At 48.0% G+C, this 20,798-nt stretch carries 5 protein-coding genes; 3 read left to right on the top strand and 2 right to left on the bottom strand.

Annotated elements, in window-relative coordinates:
* Positions 1-245: 245 nt before the first annotated feature.
* Positions 246-1,466: a hybrid sensor histidine kinase/response regulator gene (locus QUA47_RS25560; RefSeq protein ID WP_333281085.1), complete on the bottom strand. Its 1,221-nt coding sequence runs from the start codon at positions 1,464-1,466 to the stop codon at positions 246-248.
* 251 nt (positions 1,467-1,717) lie between these two features.
* Positions 1,718-8,215, bottom strand: a complete 6,498-nt coding sequence (locus QUA47_RS25555; RefSeq protein ID WP_333432825.1) for a PAS domain S-box protein — start codon at positions 8,213-8,215, stop codon at positions 1,718-1,720.
* Between the two features lie 784 nt (positions 8,216-8,999).
* Between QUA47_RS25555 and ppsA the strand changes: the two genes are divergently transcribed.
* The 3 genes from ppsA to QUA47_RS25540 all read left to right on the top strand — a co-directional run bounded on the left by ppsA (position 9,000) and on the right by QUA47_RS25540 (position 20,597).
* Positions 9,000-11,477, top strand: a complete 2,478-nt coding sequence (gene ppsA, locus QUA47_RS25550; protein WP_333432824.1) for a phosphoenolpyruvate synthase — start codon at positions 9,000-9,002, stop codon at positions 11,475-11,477.
* 459 nt (positions 11,478-11,936) lie between these two features.
* A complete protein-coding gene (locus QUA47_RS25545; RefSeq protein WP_333432823.1) occupies positions 11,937-12,257 on the top strand; it encodes a DUF6464 family protein in 321 nt (106 codons plus the stop codon).
* 1,302 nt (positions 12,258-13,559) lie between these two features.
* Complete coding sequence (locus tag QUA47_RS25540) at positions 13,560-20,597, top strand: DUF4347 domain-containing protein (RefSeq protein WP_333432822.1); 7,038 nt, start codon at positions 13,560-13,562, stop codon at positions 20,595-20,597.
* Positions 20,598-20,798 lie beyond the last annotated feature (201 nt).

The raw sequence follows: 20,798 nt of genomic DNA, 5'->3' as shown, positions 1-20,798 counted from the left end.
TCCCCTTTCATTTATTATCAAACTTTCCTATTTTACCATAGAAATTCATATTTACATCTCAAATGGAATTGCTATATGCTCTGAGATTCTGTTCGGTTAATGGCCCGCAATTAGCGCCTATTTGTATTGAGCAATGCAAGTCCTCTCTCGCTCGATGAACCAAGACTTGCATTCCTTGCTACAAATTTAATTACAAACTTAATTATGGTTGTCTAACCGGACACCATTTCACTCAGTTGAGTCGCTCAATTTTTCTGCGGTTTGGGCAGCACCACTGTAAACACGCTGCCTTGACCGACATTGCTGCTAATAGCAATCTCACCGTTAAAAGGCTTTAAAAGTTCAATACAAGTATAAAGTCCTAGGCCAGTTCCTGTCGGTTCCCCTTCGGTTTTTTCCTCGCCTTTAGGCGGCTTGGATGTGTAAAAAGGGTCAAAAAGTTTTGGCAAATCTTCAGATGATATGCCGCATCCCGTATCTGCAATATCCATGTATATGTTCGACTCGTCTTGCCGAGTCACGATAGTTATTTCTCTGCTTTTCTTTTCCCACATAGCATCCATTGCATTATTGATTAAATTATAAAATACTTGAGAAAGATAGGAATAAATTAAGGGAATACTGGCAATTTCTTCGTCATAAAAGTATTTTTTCCTAATCTTATTTTTAAAATACAGGTTGCCTTCCAATAGCTGAATTTCTCGCTGCACTAAATCGTTGATATTCACAGGGTGCAAATCTTGCTTTTGCTCGTTTCGGCTTTTCATCATCAGAGTATCCATGATCTGATTGATTTTTGTGACAGCTTGAAATATATACTTAGTATAATTAAACAGAGAGTCTTCTTGAATTTGTGTGGCTTTTGTTTCAATCAAATCGACGCTAGTCTGGATCACTTGCAGGGGACTTTTGAGGTTGTGAACCATTCCCTGGGTCAAACGTCCGATGATGGCTGTTTTTTCCTGGTTTATTAATTGCTTGGTTTTTTGTTCAACAAGTCTTTCCAGGTTTTGGTTGAGGTGGGCAAGTTCCAGGTTTTTTTCTTCGAGTTTTTTCTGCAAGCTGCGGATTGTCAAGTGGGTTTGAATCCGGCTCAAAACTTCTTCGTGCTGGAAAGGCTTAGTGATGTAGTCAACTGCTCCTGTCTGAAAGCCTTTTACTTTATCAGGCGTATCGGAAAGGGCGCTCATGAATATGATGGGAATATCTTGCGTTGACGAGTCTCCTTTCAAACGTCGGCAAGTTTCAAAACCGTCAATTCCTGGCATCATGATATCCAAAAGAATCAAGTCGGGATGGATGTAGTCAATTTGCTCGATCGCACTTTCGCCGTCTAGAGCCACTAATACTTTAAACCCGTAATTCCTTAACAACTCGAAAAGTACGTCCAGATTTGTTTGGTTATCATCGACAATTAGTATGATGCTTCTTTCGGAATTCTTATCGTTCATATTCAAGGGAAACATTCAATTTTTTTACTTTTTAGTTGTGGGTTGTGAGTTTAAATCGGATTCAAGTGATTTTCTGCAGCTCTAGAAATCCGGTTGCTTCATAGATGCTTTTATTTCCAATCACTTTTTGAGGAGCCCGCTGCGAGTCAGGGCCGCCCAAGCAAATTAAGTTGTCGCTTCGCGGGAGGGGAGAGCCCCTGATTGAGAATGGTACTCAGCGCGCGAGATTTAACTGATTTTGAGTTGTCTGTTAGCTACCGTCAATTTTAGGACAAATGTTGCTTCAAAAAATCTCGAATTTGCTTGAGCTGAAATCCTTTAGCAAGTTGGCGCAGGTGATGAACGAAAGGCACTAATGTCGCGTCAGAATGTTCGAGTTTAGCAGTTTCTTCCAGAATAGCTTCAATATCGCCCATTGCAGCCAATCTTAACAACGCCAAGACTGACTCTGAGGCAGGAGACACCATCGTTGAGTCAGCAGCAGCAATCTCAGAACAGGCTTTTGCAGTTTGATCGATCCGCTTTTTGCTTTGTGCTCTTTCTTCGTAAACCCATTCTAGTCTCAAATGCAGGCGCAATAATTCTAAAAGCTCGTTAGTTTGAATCGGCTTGGTGAGAAAATTATCGCAACCTGCAAGTATGCTCTCTTGCTTGGTAGTCTCGTAAACGTTAGCGGACAAAGCAAGGATAACCGTATCTTTTAATTCCGGCAACTGTCGCAGCCGCCTGGTAGCTTCCCAACCGTTCATTACGGGCATCAGCAAATCCATTAAAATTATATCCGGTAGAAATTCCTGTGCTTTGTGCAAGCAGTCTTCGCCGTCTGTAGCTTCTGCAATTTCAAAGCCTAAATGAAAAAGCAGCCTGTGCAACATGGCGCGATTTACTTCGTGATCGTCCACTATTAGCACTTTCCGCTGGGCGCCGATAAAACCTACAAGCTGCCTTTTTTCTTGCCGGCAGGGGAGTTCCGAACACTGGGCGACTGCTGGCAAGTCTAGATCCAACCAAAATATGCTGCCTTTGCCGGAGGTACTTTGGACGCGAATTTGGCTGCCCATCATTTTGACTAATTTTTGGCTGATGGAAAGTCCCAGTCCCGTACCTTCGACGAAATTGTTATGATCGCCCACTTGATGAAAAGGCAAAAATATTTCTTCTAATTTATTCTGCCCGATGCCAATGCCGGTATCTTCGATTTGAAAGCGAATTTTAGGCGTAGGGGCACGATCGCCGGTATTGTCTGCTGCTATCACCTCGGGCGCTTCTTTTGTTCCCAGCGGCGGGAGCGACATTTGCTGCGCGTCTAAATTCGCGGTCAAATCGATCATCGTTTTAGTGGCAATTTCCGCTGTCAAATTACAAGTTTCGCACTTGGTTTGAGGATAATTATCGGGGAAATTTTCTGCATAACCGACTTTGAATGTAACGCTGCCGCTGTTCGTAAACTTAACGGCATTGCTGAGCAAATTAATCAAAACTTGACGCAACCTTTTTTCGTCTGCCAAAATGCCCTCTGGGAGCGCTGAAACCTGCTCGTAATTAAAGGCAATCCCTTTTTGAGCCGATCGCATCTGGAACAAATCAATAATACTTTTAACAAAACTGGAAAAATGCACGTTTGTCAGCGACAGCTCCATTTTACTAGCTTCGATTTTTGAGAGGTCTAAAACATCATTAATCAGCATCAGCAGGTGGTTGCCGCACTGGTGAATGTTGTTAAGACTTTCCTGCTGATCGGCGGTAAAGTTTTTCTCCACTTTGAGCAGTTGAATGTATCCCAAAATCCCGTTCAAAGGCGTCCGCAATTCGTGGCTCATATTGGCGAGAAAGTCGCTTTTAGCGCGGTTGGCGGATTCGGCGGCTTCTTTAGCTAATTGCAGGGCGGCTTCTGCAAGTTTGCGATCGGCAATTTCGGTTTGTGCTTGTTCAAATAGCGTCGATTGTTGAATGGCGATCGCCAACTGCACCCCCAATTGTTTTAGGCACTCTCCCTCGAATTGCTGCCAGGGACGCGGGCCCGTGCAGTGGTGGGCAATTAACAGCCCCCACAAGTTTTCGCCTTGCAAAATCGGCACTACCAGATTCGCTCTCACATCGAGCCGAGTCAACAAAGCCAAGTGGCAGTCGGCCAGGCCGGCATTGCAAACATCTTCTGTGGCTCTAATTCTGCCGTCTAGGTAAAGAGGAACGTAGGCTGCCCCAAAACAGGGGTCATAAATTTCCGTTCCTACAATTGGTCGGACATTTTCGGCAACCGACTCGACAGCGATAAATCCGCTCCACTCCGGATTGAATTGGTAAATAATAGTACGGTCTACTTGCAAAAACTGCCGCACTTCTTCGACACTTTTGGTAAGAATTTCTTCAAGATTGAGAGAAGATCTAATGCGTTCTAGCATGGCTACTACCAAGTGTTCCCGCCTTAACTTTTGGCGCAAAATTACTTCTGATTCTTTGCGTTTTGTGATATCAGTAATTACTCCAATTAAGCCGATGTAATTACCATTACTATCTTGAATACTGTCGGCTCGCACGAGAGCAGTTACTGCTTCGTAGCTCTTAGTTCGCATGGCCACTTCGCCACACCACGAGCGACCTTGGCGAAGGCTTTTATAAATTTGTTTGTAATTTTTATGCCGGACGTAAAGCGCGGTCATATCGCCAATATCATTGAGTTCTTCCACCGTGTAGCCGTAGCGCTGAATGAAGGCTTGATTGTGGTAAATAGATCGCCCTTTCAAGTCGGCGATCACGATCGCATCGCTGGTACTTTCGACGGCTTGAGTGACCTGCAGTAAAGCTAATTCTGCTGCTTTGCGATGGCTGATATCCGTCATCGAACCCACCATCCGCAGAGGGTTTCCGGCTTCGTCCCACACTGCTTGAGCGCGGGCGAGCACCCACTTATAGCTACCGTCTTTGCACTGCAAGCGGTATTCGGCGGCGTAAGTGGGGGTTTGGCGATCGAGATAACCTTGGATCGCTGCTTGCACTCGTGAGCGATCGTCTGGATGGATGCGATCGATCCATGCGCGGTTGCAACTGTCTATTTCGCCCTCTGCGTAACCGATAATTTCGTGCCAGCGGGCCGAGCGAAAAGCTTCATTTGTTTGAAGATTCAGATCCCAAATTCCGTCTTGATTGCCTTTGAGAACTAACTGCCAGCGTTCTTCACTTTTACGCAATTCTTCTTCGGCTTGTTTGCGCTGAATATGATCGCCCAACTGAGTCGCTACAGCCTTAACCAACTCTACAATACGCGGTTCCATAATCGAGCGCTCGCGCTTGCAGAATACTAAAACTGCCAGCACCTTTGAGCTAGCGTGAATTGGCACTCCGAAACAAGCTCTCAATCCGACTGATGCCGCCATTTGCGATCGGGCAAAAAGATGATTTTTAGCGAGAGAAATATCTTCGATCCATTCTACATTTCTGGTTGACCAAATCCGTCCAGGTACTGCCACTCCGGCGGCGAATCTAATTTTTCTACTTTCGCGGCCGAACGTATCTAAATCGCGATCGCTAGCGTACCAAGTTTCGCTGTGTTCCAAAAAATTACCATTAGCAGTCGGTATCCAAGCTTCCGCAAAATTCCAGCCGATCGCATTGCACAGCAACCGCAGGATATGTGGGAGGGCGCTGTGAAAATCTGCAGACTGACTAATGGCTTGAGTTGCTGCCAGCAACAGCTTTATTTCATCTTCTGCTTGCTTGCTTTCTGTAATATCAGTTCCCGTGCCGAGAATTTGTTTTAACTTACCATCTGCTGTTTTTGCAAATACAGTATCTCGGCTGACAATCCAGCGCCAAAAACCATCCTTGTGCCTAATTCTGTATTCAATTTCAAAGATATCCCCTTCCGCACCGGTTTCGACTTGCTGTAAATAATCAGGTATTTTGATTGCATCTTCCGGGTGCATTAAAGTTGACATCATCCACGGCCCGATTGCCTGAATCTCCTCTACTGTATAGCCGAGAATGCGGTATATAGAAGCGTTCGCATAGATATTTTTTTGTTCTATTAAGTCATAAACATACAACATATTAGGACTTGCTTCAGCAATTTGTTGAGCGAACCGCTGGCTTTCTCGCAGTGCTGCTTCTGTTTTTTTTCTTTGGGAAATATCGCGAACAATGCAAATGATTTCCCCGCCGGGCAGCATTGTCAGCGAGACATCTATAGGGACTTCCGAGCGGTCGCGACGGCATCCTACTGCTTCGGTGCTGTAAGAACCTTTCTGCACTAAAGTCGGCAGCACTTCTTGCTCGAACCTTTGCAGCTCTGCACCTTGGTAGAATGTTTTCCAACTTTTACCTAAGATTTCTTCGAGAGAGTCGTAACCGTAGATTTTTACTCGGGCTGCGTTGCAATAAATCACCTCTTTGTCGGCACTGAATATGGCGATACCTTCGGAAGCTTGGGCCATGGCTGCTGCTTGCCTCTGGAGGACTGACTCAGAGCGTTTGCGTTGAGTGATATCGCGGACGATCGCGATAATTTCGTCCTCCGTGCAGAAAACAATTCTCGCTTCAAAATCGTACAGTTCACCATTAACTGGCATTTGATATTCTACGAATTGAATCTCGCCATTGTCGATCGCTTGTTGATTGCCGGACAAGATTTTTTCAGCAAAAGCAGTCGGCAATAGGTCTTGTGCTTTTTTACCAATCAGTGCTTTTTGTGGTAGGATATTCTCGAAATCTTTGGCAGGTTTGAAGTCTACAAAAGTGCCGTCTGCCCGACAGCGAAATATCATGTCTGGTATCGCATTTAAAAGAGCACGGTTGGTGGCTTCGCTCTTACGCAATTCAGCTTCAGCTTGCTTGCTAAATGTAACGTCGCGAGCCACTGCATAAATCAAACCTTCTTCTGCAAACGGCGATGCTGTCCACGACAGCCATTTATAAGTACCATCTTGGCAAAGATAGCGGTTTTCTAAGCTAATAACAGGGTGGCTTTTTTTAAGTTTTTCTAATTCCGCTACAGTGAATTCTAGGTCTTCTGGATGGACGAATTCTATCAAAGGTTTGGTTAAGATTTCATTACCGCTATAACCTAATAAATTCGACCAAGCGGGGTTTATGCGTTTGAAATAGCCATCAAAACCTGCAATGCAAAGTAAATCCAGGGAGAGATTAAAAAATCGATCGCGGTCTTGCTGGGTTTGTTTTAATTCCGTAACATCCATCACCAAACCGTCCCAAACTATATCGCCGTTGGCTTGCTTTTCTGGTTTGGACGCGCCTTGCAGCCATTTCACTCGATCTCCCATAACTTGCCGCCATTGGTGTTGCCAAGCTTGCTGAGTCGCCGCTGAAGCTGCGATCGAGCGCTGCAAGTCTGAGATGTCATCTGGGTGAACTGTTGCAAAAGCCAAAGTGGCATTTTCTTCTATTTCTTCTGGTTTTAAATTATAGAGCTGCCAACTGCCGGAAGAAACGTAAGTAAAAGATGTTTTACCATCTACATAAAGCCGATATCGATAAATCATTCCCGGCACGTTATCGGTCATTATTTGAAATCGAGCTTCGCTTTCCTGCAACGCAATTTGTTGGCGTTTGTATTCGGTAACATCTCGCATTGTTCCGACCAACATTTTACGACCGTCGGCGTTGTTAAAAACTGTTTTTTTGGTAGATATAATGCGTTCTTTTCCGCCGCCATCGGTAAAATTTTCTTCCGTTTCCTGAGAAATACATCTTTGCAATACTTGCTCGTCTTGTTGCCAAAAAAAAGCCGCTTGAGCTGGGGGAAAAAAATCGTATCCTGACTTGCCAATCAGTTCCGAGCGCCTTTTTCCTATCAAATTGCAAAAAGCATCGTTTAAAACGATCCATCTGTGCTGCTCATCTTTGACAAAAATCGGGTCAGGAGTAGAATTAATCGTGTGATTTAAAAACTCCTCTGATGCTTTTAATTGAGCTTCGTAACGGTAGCGATCGCTCACGTCCAAGACTACTTTAATCAGGTGGTCGATCGAGCCGTCTCGGGCGCGAATACAGCGCAGGGAAACTCTAGTATAAACTGTTTTTCCGTCTTTTTGGCGCCACCTTTGGTCTAAAACATAGCCTTCACTCTCCCCTGCAAAAATTTTATTTAATTGCTCTAAGCTAGGCGGCACGTCTTCAGGAAAAACCCACCTATCCCAATTCTCGTGCAAAAAATCTTGGCGATCGTATCCCAGCAAATCGCACAAAGCATCGTTCGCTTCCAACCACTGGCATTTTTCTGGGGCTGAGGGGGAAATAGGAGGAGCCAGAATGGCTATTCCGACGAGAGAATTCTCCACTACCGACCGATATTTTTCTTCGCTTTTTCGTAAAGCTTCTTGGTTGTGCTGTCGCTCAACTGCGTAGCGAAGCGATCTAATTAACACTTCGCTGTCGATTTTTCGCTTGACTAAATAATCTTGAGCTCCGGCTTGGATTGACTGCACAGCAAGCTCTTCATCGTTGCGGGCCGTCAGTACGACAATCGGAGTATTTAGGCTATATTCTTGTATTTTGACAATTGTATTTAAGTCTTGGCTGTCGGGCAGCGAAAGATCTAGTAAAATCACATCAAAATGTTCGCCGACCAAAAGTTTCTGCGCTTTGCTGAGACGGTCTGTACAAGTTACTGATAGCCTTTGGCGTTCGGCTCTACTGACATTTGTTTCTAATAATAATTCTTCGATCAGATCGGCTTCTGCTTGATTGTCTTCGACCAGAAGAACTTTAAAGCCGTTTCGCTTTGCGGGGGGGCTCAAAACTGATATCATATACCTTGTTCTTTGTCATAAAGCAGTCGAGCTAACTATTATAGCATATAAATAATTCCCTCGCTCAAAATCCCGCCGCTCCAAGTTAAAAACTCTGTGGTTCAATAATTACAATCCACTCTATGCGACTGTTTTTTGGCTCTAAGTAGATCCACGCAATTAGAGACCAAAATTTTACGATTTTTAGGATCTCAGTTTCAGGAAAAAACTAAGCTGCTGGGTGTTGTGTTTTTTTGAGCTAGCACCCCGGTCAGTGGATTTTAGATTTTAGATTTTAGATTTACTCCACAAATGAATCGGGGAGCTTGAACCTTAGTATAAAATTTTTGCCCAATCAGGACTCCTGTAGGAAACTTGTATCCGTTTTTGGGCGGGGTCAGCCGATCGCGCGATCGCACCCCATCCTTTGTTGTCTTTCAATTCCGCTAGCAACACCCTCCAAGCGATATCCCCGCACCAATGTGCGCTCAGCGCCAAAAAAGCGGTGGCAAGTATATTCGATCTTCAGATTTTTACCATTTTTTTATGATAGCTTACAGAAACTCCTTACTGCTATTTCTTTACTTTTTGCAATCAAATAAATTTTCTCCACAGGTCTTGCTATTTAGCAAAAAAGTGATAGTCTTTAAATAGAGGGGATCAAAAAATCTGCTGGATAGAGCATCGGGAAAATTTAAATATTTTTGGCGACAAAACTACGTTTCAGAAATGACAGTAATTTGTTTAATGTCATTTGTTTACTCTCTTTAGACCTAAGAGAGATGAAGTTAAGAGGAAAAAAGTAATGCTAAAAAAATTAGCGCTTCAAGAAAAACAAGCTTTAATTACGAAAGAAAAAGCCTTAGTATTGTGGTTTGATGAAGTCGGCATCGGCGACATCCCATTAGTAGGCGGAAAAAATGCTTCTTTAGGCGAAATGATTCAACAGTTAACCGCCCAAGGAGTCAGAGTTCCCAGCGGATTTGCAACTACAGCACACGCTTACCGCTACTTCATCCAGTCAGCGGGTTTAGAAGCTAAATTGCGCGAAATTTTTGCCGATTTAGACGTAGAAGATTTGCAAAACCTGCGACAAAAAGGCAAGCAAGCGCGGGCACTGATTCTGGACACACCGTTTCCCCGAGAACTGCAAGCGGCGATCGCGGATGCTTACGAAAAATTGTGCGATCGCTACGGGGACAGTACAGACGTAGCAGTGCGTTCCTCCGCCACCGCCGAAGACTTACCCGACGCCAGTTTCGCCGGACAGCAAGAAACCTACCTCAACGTCCAAGCTTGCGCTGGCGTCCTCGAATGCTGTCACAAATGCTTTGCTTCCATATTCACCGATCGCGCGATTTCCTACCGCCAACAGCGAGGTTTCGATCACTTTGAAGTCGCCCTATCAGTCGGCGTCCAAAAAATGGTGCGATCGGACTTAGCATCCTCCGGCGTCATGTTCAGCATCGACACCGAAACCGGATTCAAAAACGCCGTATTAGTCACCGCCGCCTACGGATTAGGCGAAAACGTCGTCCAAGGCACCGTCAACCCCGACGAATACTTCGTCTTTAAACCAACATTAAAACAAGGTTTTCTGCCCATTTTAGACAAACGCCTCGGCAGCAAAACACTCAAAATGGTGTACGATATCGGCGGTTCTAAATACACCAAAAACGTCTCCGTCATAGCAGCCGAAAAAAATAAATTTGCCATACAAGATGATGAAATTCTGCAACTAGCAAAATGGGCAGTCATCATCGAAGAACACTACTCTAAAGTGCGCGGAACTTATACCCCGATGGACATTGAGTGGGCAAAAGACGGCAATACGGGCGAATTGTTTATCGTCCAAGCGCGGCCCGAAACAGTACAATCTCAAAAGTCGGCTAAAATTTTGCGAAACTACAAATTGCAAGGCACCAGTGCAGTTTTAGCAAAAGGACGCGCCGTTGGCGAATCAATCGGACAAGGAAAAGCCCGCGTGATTTTAGATGTTCACAGAATCGCTGAATTTCAATCAGGAGAAGTTTTAGTTACCAACAAAACAGACCCCGATTGGGAACCGATTATGAAAAAAGCAAGTGCGATCGTCACCAATTCCGGCGGCCGCACTTGTCACGCCGCCATCATCGCCAGAGAAATGGGAATTCCCGCCATTGTCGGCACCGGCGACTCCACCCAAATCTTGAAAAACGGGCAAGAAATCACGATTTCTTGTTCAGAAGGAGACGAAGGCAAAGTTTATGCCGGTTTGCTTCCTTTTGAAATTCAAGAAACTGCGATCGAGAATTTACCCCGCACCCGCACTCAAATTTTAATGAATGTCGGGAATCCAGAAGAAGCCTTTGGTTTATCAGCAATTCCTTGCGACGGCGTAGGCTTGGCGCGACTGGAATTCATCATTGCCAATCACATTAAAGCACACCCGCTGGCACTAATTCACTTTGACGAATTGGTAGATGAATCAGTCAAAGAAGAGATTGCAGAACTGACAGCACTTTACCCACACAAACCCGATTTCTTCACCGACAAACTCGCCCACGGAATTGCCACAATTGCCGCCGCATTTTATCCAAATCCAGTCATCGTGCGGATGAGCGATTTCAAGAGCAACGAATATGCTAACCTTTTGGGAGGGCGGCAGTTTGAACCCAAGGAAGAAAACCCGATGATCGGGTGGCGCGGCGCCTCTCGCTACTACGACCCAAATTACCGCGAAGCTTACGCTTTGGAATGCAAAGCATTAAAGCGAGTTCGCGATGAAATGGGCTTGACAAATGTGATTCCGATGATTCCATTTTGTCGCACCCCGGAGGAAGGCCGAAAAGTGTTGGCAGAGATGGCAAAAAACGGTTTAGTCAAGGGCGAGAACGGCTTGCAAGTGTATGTGATGTGCGAATTGCCGAGCAATGTGATATTTGCTGACGAATTCGCCCAAGTTTTTGACGGATTCTCGATCGGCTCTAACGATTTAACTCAGCTAACATTAGGATTAGACCGGGATTCTGCTTTAGTCGCGCACATTTTTGACGAACGGAATGAAGCTGTCAAGCGAATGGTAGAAATTGCTATTAAAGCCGCCAAGAAGTACGATCGCAAGATTGGGATTTGCGGTCAAGCGCCCAGCGATTATCCTGAGTTTGCTCGTTTCTTGGTTGAGTTGGGAATTGATTCGATTAGTTTGAATCCCGATTCGGTTTTGAAGACTTTGTTAGATGTTGCTAAGGTGGAAGGTGCGGGTTCGTTGATGGATTTAGCGGGGGATGTTGCTAAGGTTTAACCGTTTGGGTTTTTGAGAGCAACCGGGTTTCTCAAAGAATAGCTGCCCCATGTTCTGACTTGGTTGTTTTTGAACTCGACCCGGTTTCTCATATCTAGTCCTGTAAAATAACCGATCTCGCGTTTGTAGTGATGAATCCAAGTCCTCTGATTTTTATCAGGACTTGCAGTCGTCACTACAAACCTATTTTATTGCGGGTAATTGACTGAACATAATATCACACCCTACCTGGGCTTCTGGCTTTGTTGGGCCGTGGCGATGCGCTTTACGAAGAAAGTGGCGCCAACAGCTCGCGCCCTCCTCACCCGCCAGTAAACGCTTAACCGTTAACGCTTAACGGCTTAATAGTTTGAGACTTGGCTCGGAACTTTTGTGATTTAAAACCGTCTTTTCGGGGATGATTTTCTGTTGCCGATCGCCTAAATTAAAACAAATATTCTCCACATAAGCTCTGAAAAAGTGCTAACTGCTCTCCTGATTATTTTCATAGGTTTAGCTCCCTCGCTGCTGTCTTTGTGGGTGATGCGCTCTGCCCAGGGACAAGCTCGCGACAGAATTGCAGCGGCCAGACTTGCGGTAGCCAATAGATCCCTGCGAACTCAACTAGCAACTGCCGATCGCACCTACATACAAGGTCTGGGTTATCCGATCGGCGATATCACTTGCGAGTATAACGCCCGCTCTAATTACATTCGCTGCGCTGTCAATCCTTCAGGGCCCTGTCAAGATTGTCGGTACTACCAAGCCAGAACTCTTGACGTTCGCGGTGAAAAGATATAGCTTATATTGATGCTTGTATCTATGCCTATTTGGGGATGTAATAATCAATGAGTTAATATATACTTACGTGTAATGATTCTTGTTGGAGCTTGTTTTGGACGACCCACGCCAAAACTCAGCAATTAAAACCTAATCGAGCATTATTGCTTGGTTACAGTTGCCATAAGTGGCGGATTGCGAGCGGTGTTTTTCTAGTTGAGGATTTACGATCAGAAACCAAGTTTAGATGATAAATTTTGGTTGGGCGGCGAAAAACCTAGGAATAAATTGGGTTTCTAGTCTTCTGGGCGTAACTCCTGCTGTTAAGAAAATTAGCCAACAAAAATCGTAAGTAGCTGAGGGGCAAATCTCCAAATCAGTTTCTCCAAAACATCATAAAAAATTATGCACGAAACATTGTCCCGAGCATTTATCTTAAACAGAAACCAGCTCGAAGACTCTAAGTTGACAACTTGAGAAGTTGCTTGTGGGCGGCACTAATCTGTTTTTGCGATCGTAGCGAAACAGTCTCAAACCTAGATTGCTATCTCCAGACTCCAAGTCATGAATTTTTAAGACGCTTCGTCGATACAGGGTATGCCAATTTCAATTGAATCTCATATGTTGCACCATTTTCAAGAATAGGCTTTCCGGCCTGTTTCACAACAAGTGAATTTTCTTATGGGTTGGGCAGGAGAACCCCCCATAGAAGGCTTATTGAGAATGGTACAAGATTTCAGTTGAATAACACTTCGGGCACGGCCGCCATAATTATGTCACGGCTATAACTCCCTAATTAATGTCTGGTTGCTATTGTGAACAGGGCTTGCACACCAAAACCAAAGAAACCTAGTTGTTTACCGGGAGCGAGGGCTGCAAAGAAGTCTTTTCGTCCCTCAAACCAGGTTTATACATCTAGAAATAGGGAATTTTCTCTGCAGATTAAAGTGCATTAGACGATGTACAGAAAACCTCATTAAGTAAATTTTTGAGAACTCGTGTTATTATCTACTGCGCTATGTAAGAGATAAGCGTGTAACAGATACAGTCGCTAACAGAAAAGAAAAAAGCCGAAGGCTAAATATCACCCGATAGAGAGATTATGGGGATTTAACCCCCAAATCCTCAGCGCTTCTGCCGGCGATATTGGCAATGCTATCAAATATCAATATAGCACTGCTTTGTGCTGAGTAAAATTCGCTTTTTGCTCTTGTTCCAAGTCAAGCAGCAGAGCCTCTTACTCTGCAATTAAACCTTTTCAATAGGTGATAATGATCATCGGGAAATGGGTACATCATCTACAATCCGTGAGCCAATTTGACCATGCAAAGCATCTGCAACAAACCAATTTTTATCGCCCCCAAAATATGTGACTCCACCGCAAGGATTGCGGGCGCTAACTCCCAATCAACAGCAACTTATCATCAGAAAAAACCAATAAAACAAGTAAAAACAGAGGAGTGTTTCCTGTCCCAGAAACTTCGTGGCGACATCAGAATTGGGCATCCCCACAGAGAATTTTTGCGAGCAACCGTAGGGGCAAACCCCCCGTGGTTGCCCCCTCGGACTCTAAAAAATGTACTGTTCCTCGATGCCAGAGTAGAGAACGGCGACAGCTTGGCAAGAGGAGCAACAGCCGATACAGAGGTATTTGTACTGGACTCGACGCGGGATGGAGTCGAGCAAATTACTAGAATTTTGGCTAATTACAGCGATTTAGACAGCCTTCAGATAGTTTCTCACGGTCGAGAAGCGGGGGTGCAGCTAGGGTCGATCGAACTCTGCAACGAGAACTTAGAAACCTACAGCCATTTGTTACAGCAGTGGGGAAAAGCCCTCAGCGAGAGAGGAGATATCTTGTTATTCGGGTGCAGCGTCGCAGCGGGGGAAAGCGGCGAGGCCTTCGTGCGGCGGCTGAGCTTGATGGTCGGTGCAGATATTGCAGCTTCCGACAACTTGACGGGGAGTGCGGCACTCGGCGGCGACTGGCAATTAAAATTTGCGACCGGGGAAATAAAAGCGAGAATCGCCATTGAAAAAGAAGTGCTCGAAGCCTACCCTTACGCCCTCGGCACATTAGTTAACGAAACTTTCAAAAACTCCACAGTTAGGGGGCCTTGGATTTACGGGGGAAACAACGGGGCACTGTTCAATCCCACCAGCGGGGTTCCAGCAGCCAATCAACGTATCCCCGGCATTACCGGAGGCACAGTATCCGGCGTACTTCCGGCTTTGGGCGGTTCGACTCCCGGGGATGGCGCTCTGCAATTAACTCCAGCAGCAGGTGATAGGGAAGCCTTTGTCATCTACAACAACCCCATTCCTTCAACCGACGGTCTCAGAGTCCAGTTTGATTTTTATTCTTACAATTCAAACCAGCAATATAGGGCTGAGGGCCCCTTTATTAGCCCTCAGCCAGGGGATGGTCTGGGTTTCTTCTTGATTGACGGCACTGTTAGCCCAACAAGGACTGGGGGTTATGGTGGTTCTCTGGCCTACGCTCCACGAACGGGTATACCCGGTATTAAGGGAGGTTATTTAGGCATTGGACTTGACGAGTTTGGCAATTTTTCCACATCCACAGAAGGGCGCTCCGGCCCGCAGCCACCTCCGATTCCCGGCTCCTCTATTGGTTCTTTCAGACCTGATTCAGTAACGGTTAGAGGCAAGGAAGCAGATGGTTATAAGTTTTTAACAAATGCGATCGTTCCCTTCGGCATCGATAACATTCCTACGAGCATTGACTTTAGTGGCCCTGAACCCGGCAGCAGTTTTAACTTCAGCAATACGTTCACGAGCGATCGCAATTTAGCCAAAAGATCCGTTCAAATTACGCTGAATCCATCTAACGATCCGGTGAATCCCTCTCGCCTCACCGTTGCTTTCGATGAAAATTTCGACGACATCTACGAAACTACATTGATCGACATCCCCAACTTGGCCACCGAAAACGGCCCAGTACCGCCACTTTTCAAATTTGGTTTTGGCAGTTCCACCGGAGGCGCCAACAACATTCACGAACTTCAAAACGTGGTAGTTGAAACTATCAATCCTCCGAGTATCGCCGCTGAGGTTGCCACTATCAAGACCGGCCCGCAGTTCGTCAAGTCCGAAGGCAGCATTACCTACACGATTACTACAGTAAACAAGGGGCCAGCGCCTGCTACAAATGTTCTGATTCAAGACGAAATACCTTTAGAACTGCTGCGTCCGGGCGGATTGCCCCCGGTTCTCAATGCCTCCAACAACGGCACTTACGTGAACCAAACCAAGGCTGTCACCTGGCCGTTAATTCCGGTGCTCAATGCCGGCGAGACTCTGACTTACACCCTGACAATTGATTTGCCGCCCGGTTTAACCAGCGGTAGGAGTTTTGCCAACGTTGCATTCAGCACTAGCTCGACTTTCGACCCCGACCTTAGCAACAACAGCGGTGTGCTTGGGCCAGGGCAAATCGAGGCGCCTGGTGTAGTCTTTACCACAGTTGTCGATACAGTCGCGGATTTAGTTACTACCAAAAGTGGCCCTGTGACTACTTCGGCCGGGTCAAGCGTCGCCTACACATTGACTACCACTAACATAGGGCCAGACCCCGCTGCCGATGTGACCATCACTGACAGCATTATTCCGGGTTTAACAGGAGTCAGCGTATCGGACGGCGGCAGTTACGACCCAGTTTCGGGCATTGTCACCTTCCCAGCACTGACAGCGCTGGCAAATGCGGCTACTGCGACCCGCACCATCAGTTTCATTGCCCCAGCCACCCGTACCGACATCAGCAACACCGCCCGGAGTAGCGCGGCGACTTTCGATCCGATCGCCACTAACAACAACGGCTCGGCAACCAACAAAGACGGCACTCCCACTAACTCTACGGTTACGACAAGTATTGCGCCCAACGCGGATCTGGCAACCACCAAAACCGGCTCTACGAGTGCTACGGCCGATAGCTCGGTCAGCTATACGATCGCCACAGTCAACTTAGGGCCGAGCCCTGCAGAAGCTGTAACCATCACTGACAGCATAGTTCCCGGGTTAACCGGAGTCACGGCATCTAACGGCGGCGTTTACGATCCAGCGACAGGCATTGTCACCTTCGGGCCCGTGGCGATCGCCAACGCGGAGACAGTCACCCGGACGATCGGCTTCAAAGTACCGCCCACCCTAACTTCCATCAGCAACACGGCAAGAAGTACCTCCATCACTCCCGACTCCACTCCGGCCAACAACAACGGTACAAACCCCAACGCCACCGTCACTACCTCGATCGATGCTGTGGCCGATGTTGTCACCCAAAAAACGGCTCCGGCCAGCATCAAGGTGGGCGACACGCTCCTTTATACAATTACTACTACCAACAACGGGCCGAGTCCCGCGACCAACGTAGTCATCACCGACAGCCTGATTCCCGGCTTAACGGGAGTCACCGTATTCGACGGCGGAACCTACAATCCTGCCACAGGGACGATCGAGTTCCCAGCGATCGCGACTTTAGCCAGCGGCAGCAGTGTCACCCGCCGCCTAATTTTTGTACCGCCGCCTACCCTGACGAGTATCACCAACATTGTATTGAGCCGGTCGGACACTCCAGACCCTGACTTAACGAACAACAACGGTTCGACAGTAGCAGTGCCCGGTGAGGCGGGGGGCCGAGTCATCACCTCGATCGATCCTGTGGCCGACCTGGTTACGTCCAAAAGCGGTCTCACATCTGCTCCTGCTGGTAGTTCCGTAACTTATACTATAACTACCGCCAACAATGGGCCGAATGCTGCTGAAAACGTAGTGATTACAGACAGCATCATTCCCGGTTTAACGGGAGTCAGCGCATCCGATAACGGCACTTACGACCCCGTGACAGGGGTTGTCACCTTCCCAACAATTCCCAGTTTGACTAGCGGCAGCAACATCAACCGCGAGGTAACAGTAGTCGTTCCAGCGACGGGCACCATTAGCAATACTTCCCAGAGCCGATCGACCACTTTTGACCCCAAACCCAGCAATAACAACGGTTCCGAGTCCAGAGCCACTGTCACCACCGCCATCAGCGCGCAGGCAACACCCAACAAACTTCCATCAGCCAACAGTAGCAACGCTGCGCTAGCGCCCAACAGCGTCGTCCAAATTAGCGGGCTCGGAGGCAGAGACTCAGACGGCACAGTGGTTACATTCACCATCAGCACCCTGCCGCCGGCAAATCAAGGCGTCCTGTTCTTGAGCGACCCCGCAACGGGGGGAGTCGCCGTCACGGCTGGTCAAACCCTGACAGCCGAGCAAATGACGCAGTTATTCTTCCAGTCGGTCGGCAATTTTACAGGGGCAAACTTTAGCTACACCAGCAAGGACAATCTCGGTGGCAGCAGTCCTGCAGCCACAGTTTCTCTGGTGTCGCTGGCGTTCAACTACCCGCCGGTACCCACAAACTTCAGCAAGACCCTGGCGCCAAACAGCACCGTCAACCTCACAGGGCTGACGGCCAAAGACCCCGACGACTCGATCGAATTCTTCACCATCCACACCCTGCCACCCACTAATCAAGGCGTCCTGTTCTTGGGCGATCCCAGCCAGGGAATCAGGATCACGGCAGGCCAAAGACTGAGCACAACTCAAATCAGCCAGTTATTCTTCCAAGCAACCAGCGAATTCGCAGCCACCAACTTTACCTACAGCGCCACAGACCGCCGCGGCGCCATCAGTCCAGCCCCCGCTACAGCCTCCCTGCTAGCACTATTAGCGACGGGCGACCAGCCACCCGTCGCCAACAACTCAAGCGTCGCTTTGTTGCTGGAAACAACCGTGAACATCCCCGGACTCGGAGGAACCGACCCAGACGGGACGGTGGTTTCCTTTACCATCAACACCTTGCCGCCCGCCAATGAGGGCACGCTGTTCTTGGGTGATCCCAGCCAGGGAGTGCGGGTCACGGCTGGTCAAACCCTAACAGCCGAGCAAATTACCGAGTTGTTCTTCCAGGCGTCCGGCAATTTCACAGGGGCAAACTTCACCTACAGCGCTACAGACAACCTCGGCGCCACCAGTGCGGCAGTCGCCACTGTCTCTCTCATTCCCCTGAAGGAACCAACGCCGACACCCGCGCCGACGCCGACGCCGACACCCGCGCCAGAACCAACACCCGTCCCAGAACCGGAACCAACGCCGACGCCGACACCCGCGCCGACGCCGACACCCGCGCCAGAACCAACACCCGTCCCAGAACCGGAACCGATACCCGTCCCAGAACCAACACCAACACCCGCGCCGACGCCGACACCCGCCCCGATACCGACACCCGTCCCAGAACCGGAACCGACACCCGTCCCAGAACCAACACTAACACCCGCGCCGGAACCAATACCAACACCCGCGCCGGAACCAACTCCAACACCCGCGCCGGAACCAACACCAATACCAACACCCGCGCCGGAACCAACACCAATACCAACACCCGCGCCGGAACCAACACCCGCGCCGGAACCAACACCCGCGCCGGAACCAACACCAACACCCGCGCCGGAACCAACACTAACACCCGCGCCAACACCCGCGCCGGAACCCGCCCCAGAACCAACCCCTATATTCAACCGAGTACCCGAACCCGATATCGGTTGCGGTTGCGACCCCTTGAAAGGGCCCCCGAACTTCACATTTATCCAACCCCAGCCTTCGCAAATACTCAACTTCGACTCCAACGCCGCCCAACTCATCGACATCCAAAACACGATACTAGGCACTCTCGGAAACGATTCCTTAACAGGAAACGAAACTAACCAACTGTTTCTCTCCAAAGGCGGCGACGACACAGTGTTAGGTGAAGGCGGCAGCGATATCGTTTACGCCGACCAACAGCGAGACTTCATCGCAGCAGGTAAGGGCGACGACATCGTTTACGGCGGCAAAGAAACCGACGCCGTATTTGGTGGCAAACAAGACGATCGCATTTTTGGCGATCGCAATGGAGACACATTGTACGGGGATCGCGGTGCCGACACCATAGTCGGCGACAACGGCAACAACATCGACTTGAGCGACAACGACGGCGACCTGATTTTCGGCGGGTCTTCAAGCGACGCCATTGCGGGCACTCAAGGCAGCGACACCGTTTACTCCGGCAAAGCTGGCGACATCGCCTATGGTGGCATCGACAACGACTCGATCTGGGGTGACAAAGGCCCGGACACCCTTTCCGGCGACAACGGAGACGACTCTTTGTTTGGTGGCGTACTCAACTCCCTAGACAGTGACCCCGACGGCTTCGATTTGCTATTGGGAGGTGATGGCAACGACGTACTTAACAGCCAAGAACAAGACGACACCTTGCTGGGCGGCAACGGAGGGGATTGGGTGTTTGCAGGCAAAGGGGGCGATCGCATTTTTGGCGAAACTGACTCGGATACTCTCTACGGCAATCAAGGTTCCGACACCATACTCGGTGACTACGGCACTCAACAAGGCAGCACAATTGCCACCGAAGAAGCCGACTTAATTTTCAGCAACGACACCGGCGATATCATCGGTGGCGGCAGCGGTAACGACAGCATTTTTGCCGGCAAAGGTAACGACTTAATTTACGGCGGCAAAGACAGCGACCGGATTTGGGGCGAACTCGGTTCCGATACCATTGTCGGCGACGAGGGAGACGACTCGCTTTACGGTGGCTTGCAAAACCAGTTAGTGTTGGATGCCAACGGCCGCGACTTGCTATTTGGGGGAGATGGCAATGACTTTCTCAATGGTGGTGAGAGTTCCGACTCTCTGAGTGGGGGTTTTGGTAACGATACCCTTCGTGGAGGCAAGGATGACGATGTAGTACAGGGAGATGCTGGGGATGACTCGATCTACGGCGACTCCGGCAGCGATATTTTGTGCGGTGATGAGGGTAACGATACCATTAGTGGCGATCGCGGGGAAAATCTGCGAGGCGCTGTGGGTGAAGACGGCCAGCAAGACTGTATTAACGGTGGTAGTGGCGATGACCTGTTATACGGCAATGAAGGTCAAGATACTCTCAACGGTGATGATGGTAATGACACTATTTACGGAGGGAAAGATAGCGATATTCTCAATGGGGGTATTGGGGATGACTGGCTGTTTGGTGATGGGGGAGATGATACTTTGATTGGAGGTATTGGGAACGATCAGTTTGTGTTAAGCGCTAATAGCGGTATGGATACAGTGCTCAATTTTTCCGTAGGAAGTGATAAGTTTGTCCTGGCTGGTGGCTTGAGTTTTGAGGCTTTGCAAATTAACTTTACGGCGAATGCCACACTGCTGCAAGTTGCGGAGACTGGTCAGGTTTTGGCTCAGGTTTTTGGGGCTAATAATTCTTTGACTGCTGTAGATTTTCTGAGTCTTTCTCGTTAATACCAAAGCGCATTGACTCCGCTGCATTTTTCCTAAAATTCTAGCAACTCGGTTTGTTAAATAAACCGAGTTGTTTAATATTTTTTAATAATAAATATCAAACAAGTTAATTCTTCGGTGATTCCCTGGGGGGGTGACAAGATGGCTAAGAGCTAGACTGAATCTGACTTATAGCTCTCATCCCCTGTTGGTAAAAGTAGC

The organism is Microcoleus sp. MON2_D5 (assembly GCF_036701905.1).
Classification (GTDB): domain Bacteria; phylum Cyanobacteriota; class Cyanobacteriia; order Cyanobacteriales; family Microcoleaceae; genus Microcoleus.
The sequence above is the reverse complement of the archived record's forward strand: the minus strand, read 5'-3'. Positions and strand labels throughout refer to the sequence as shown.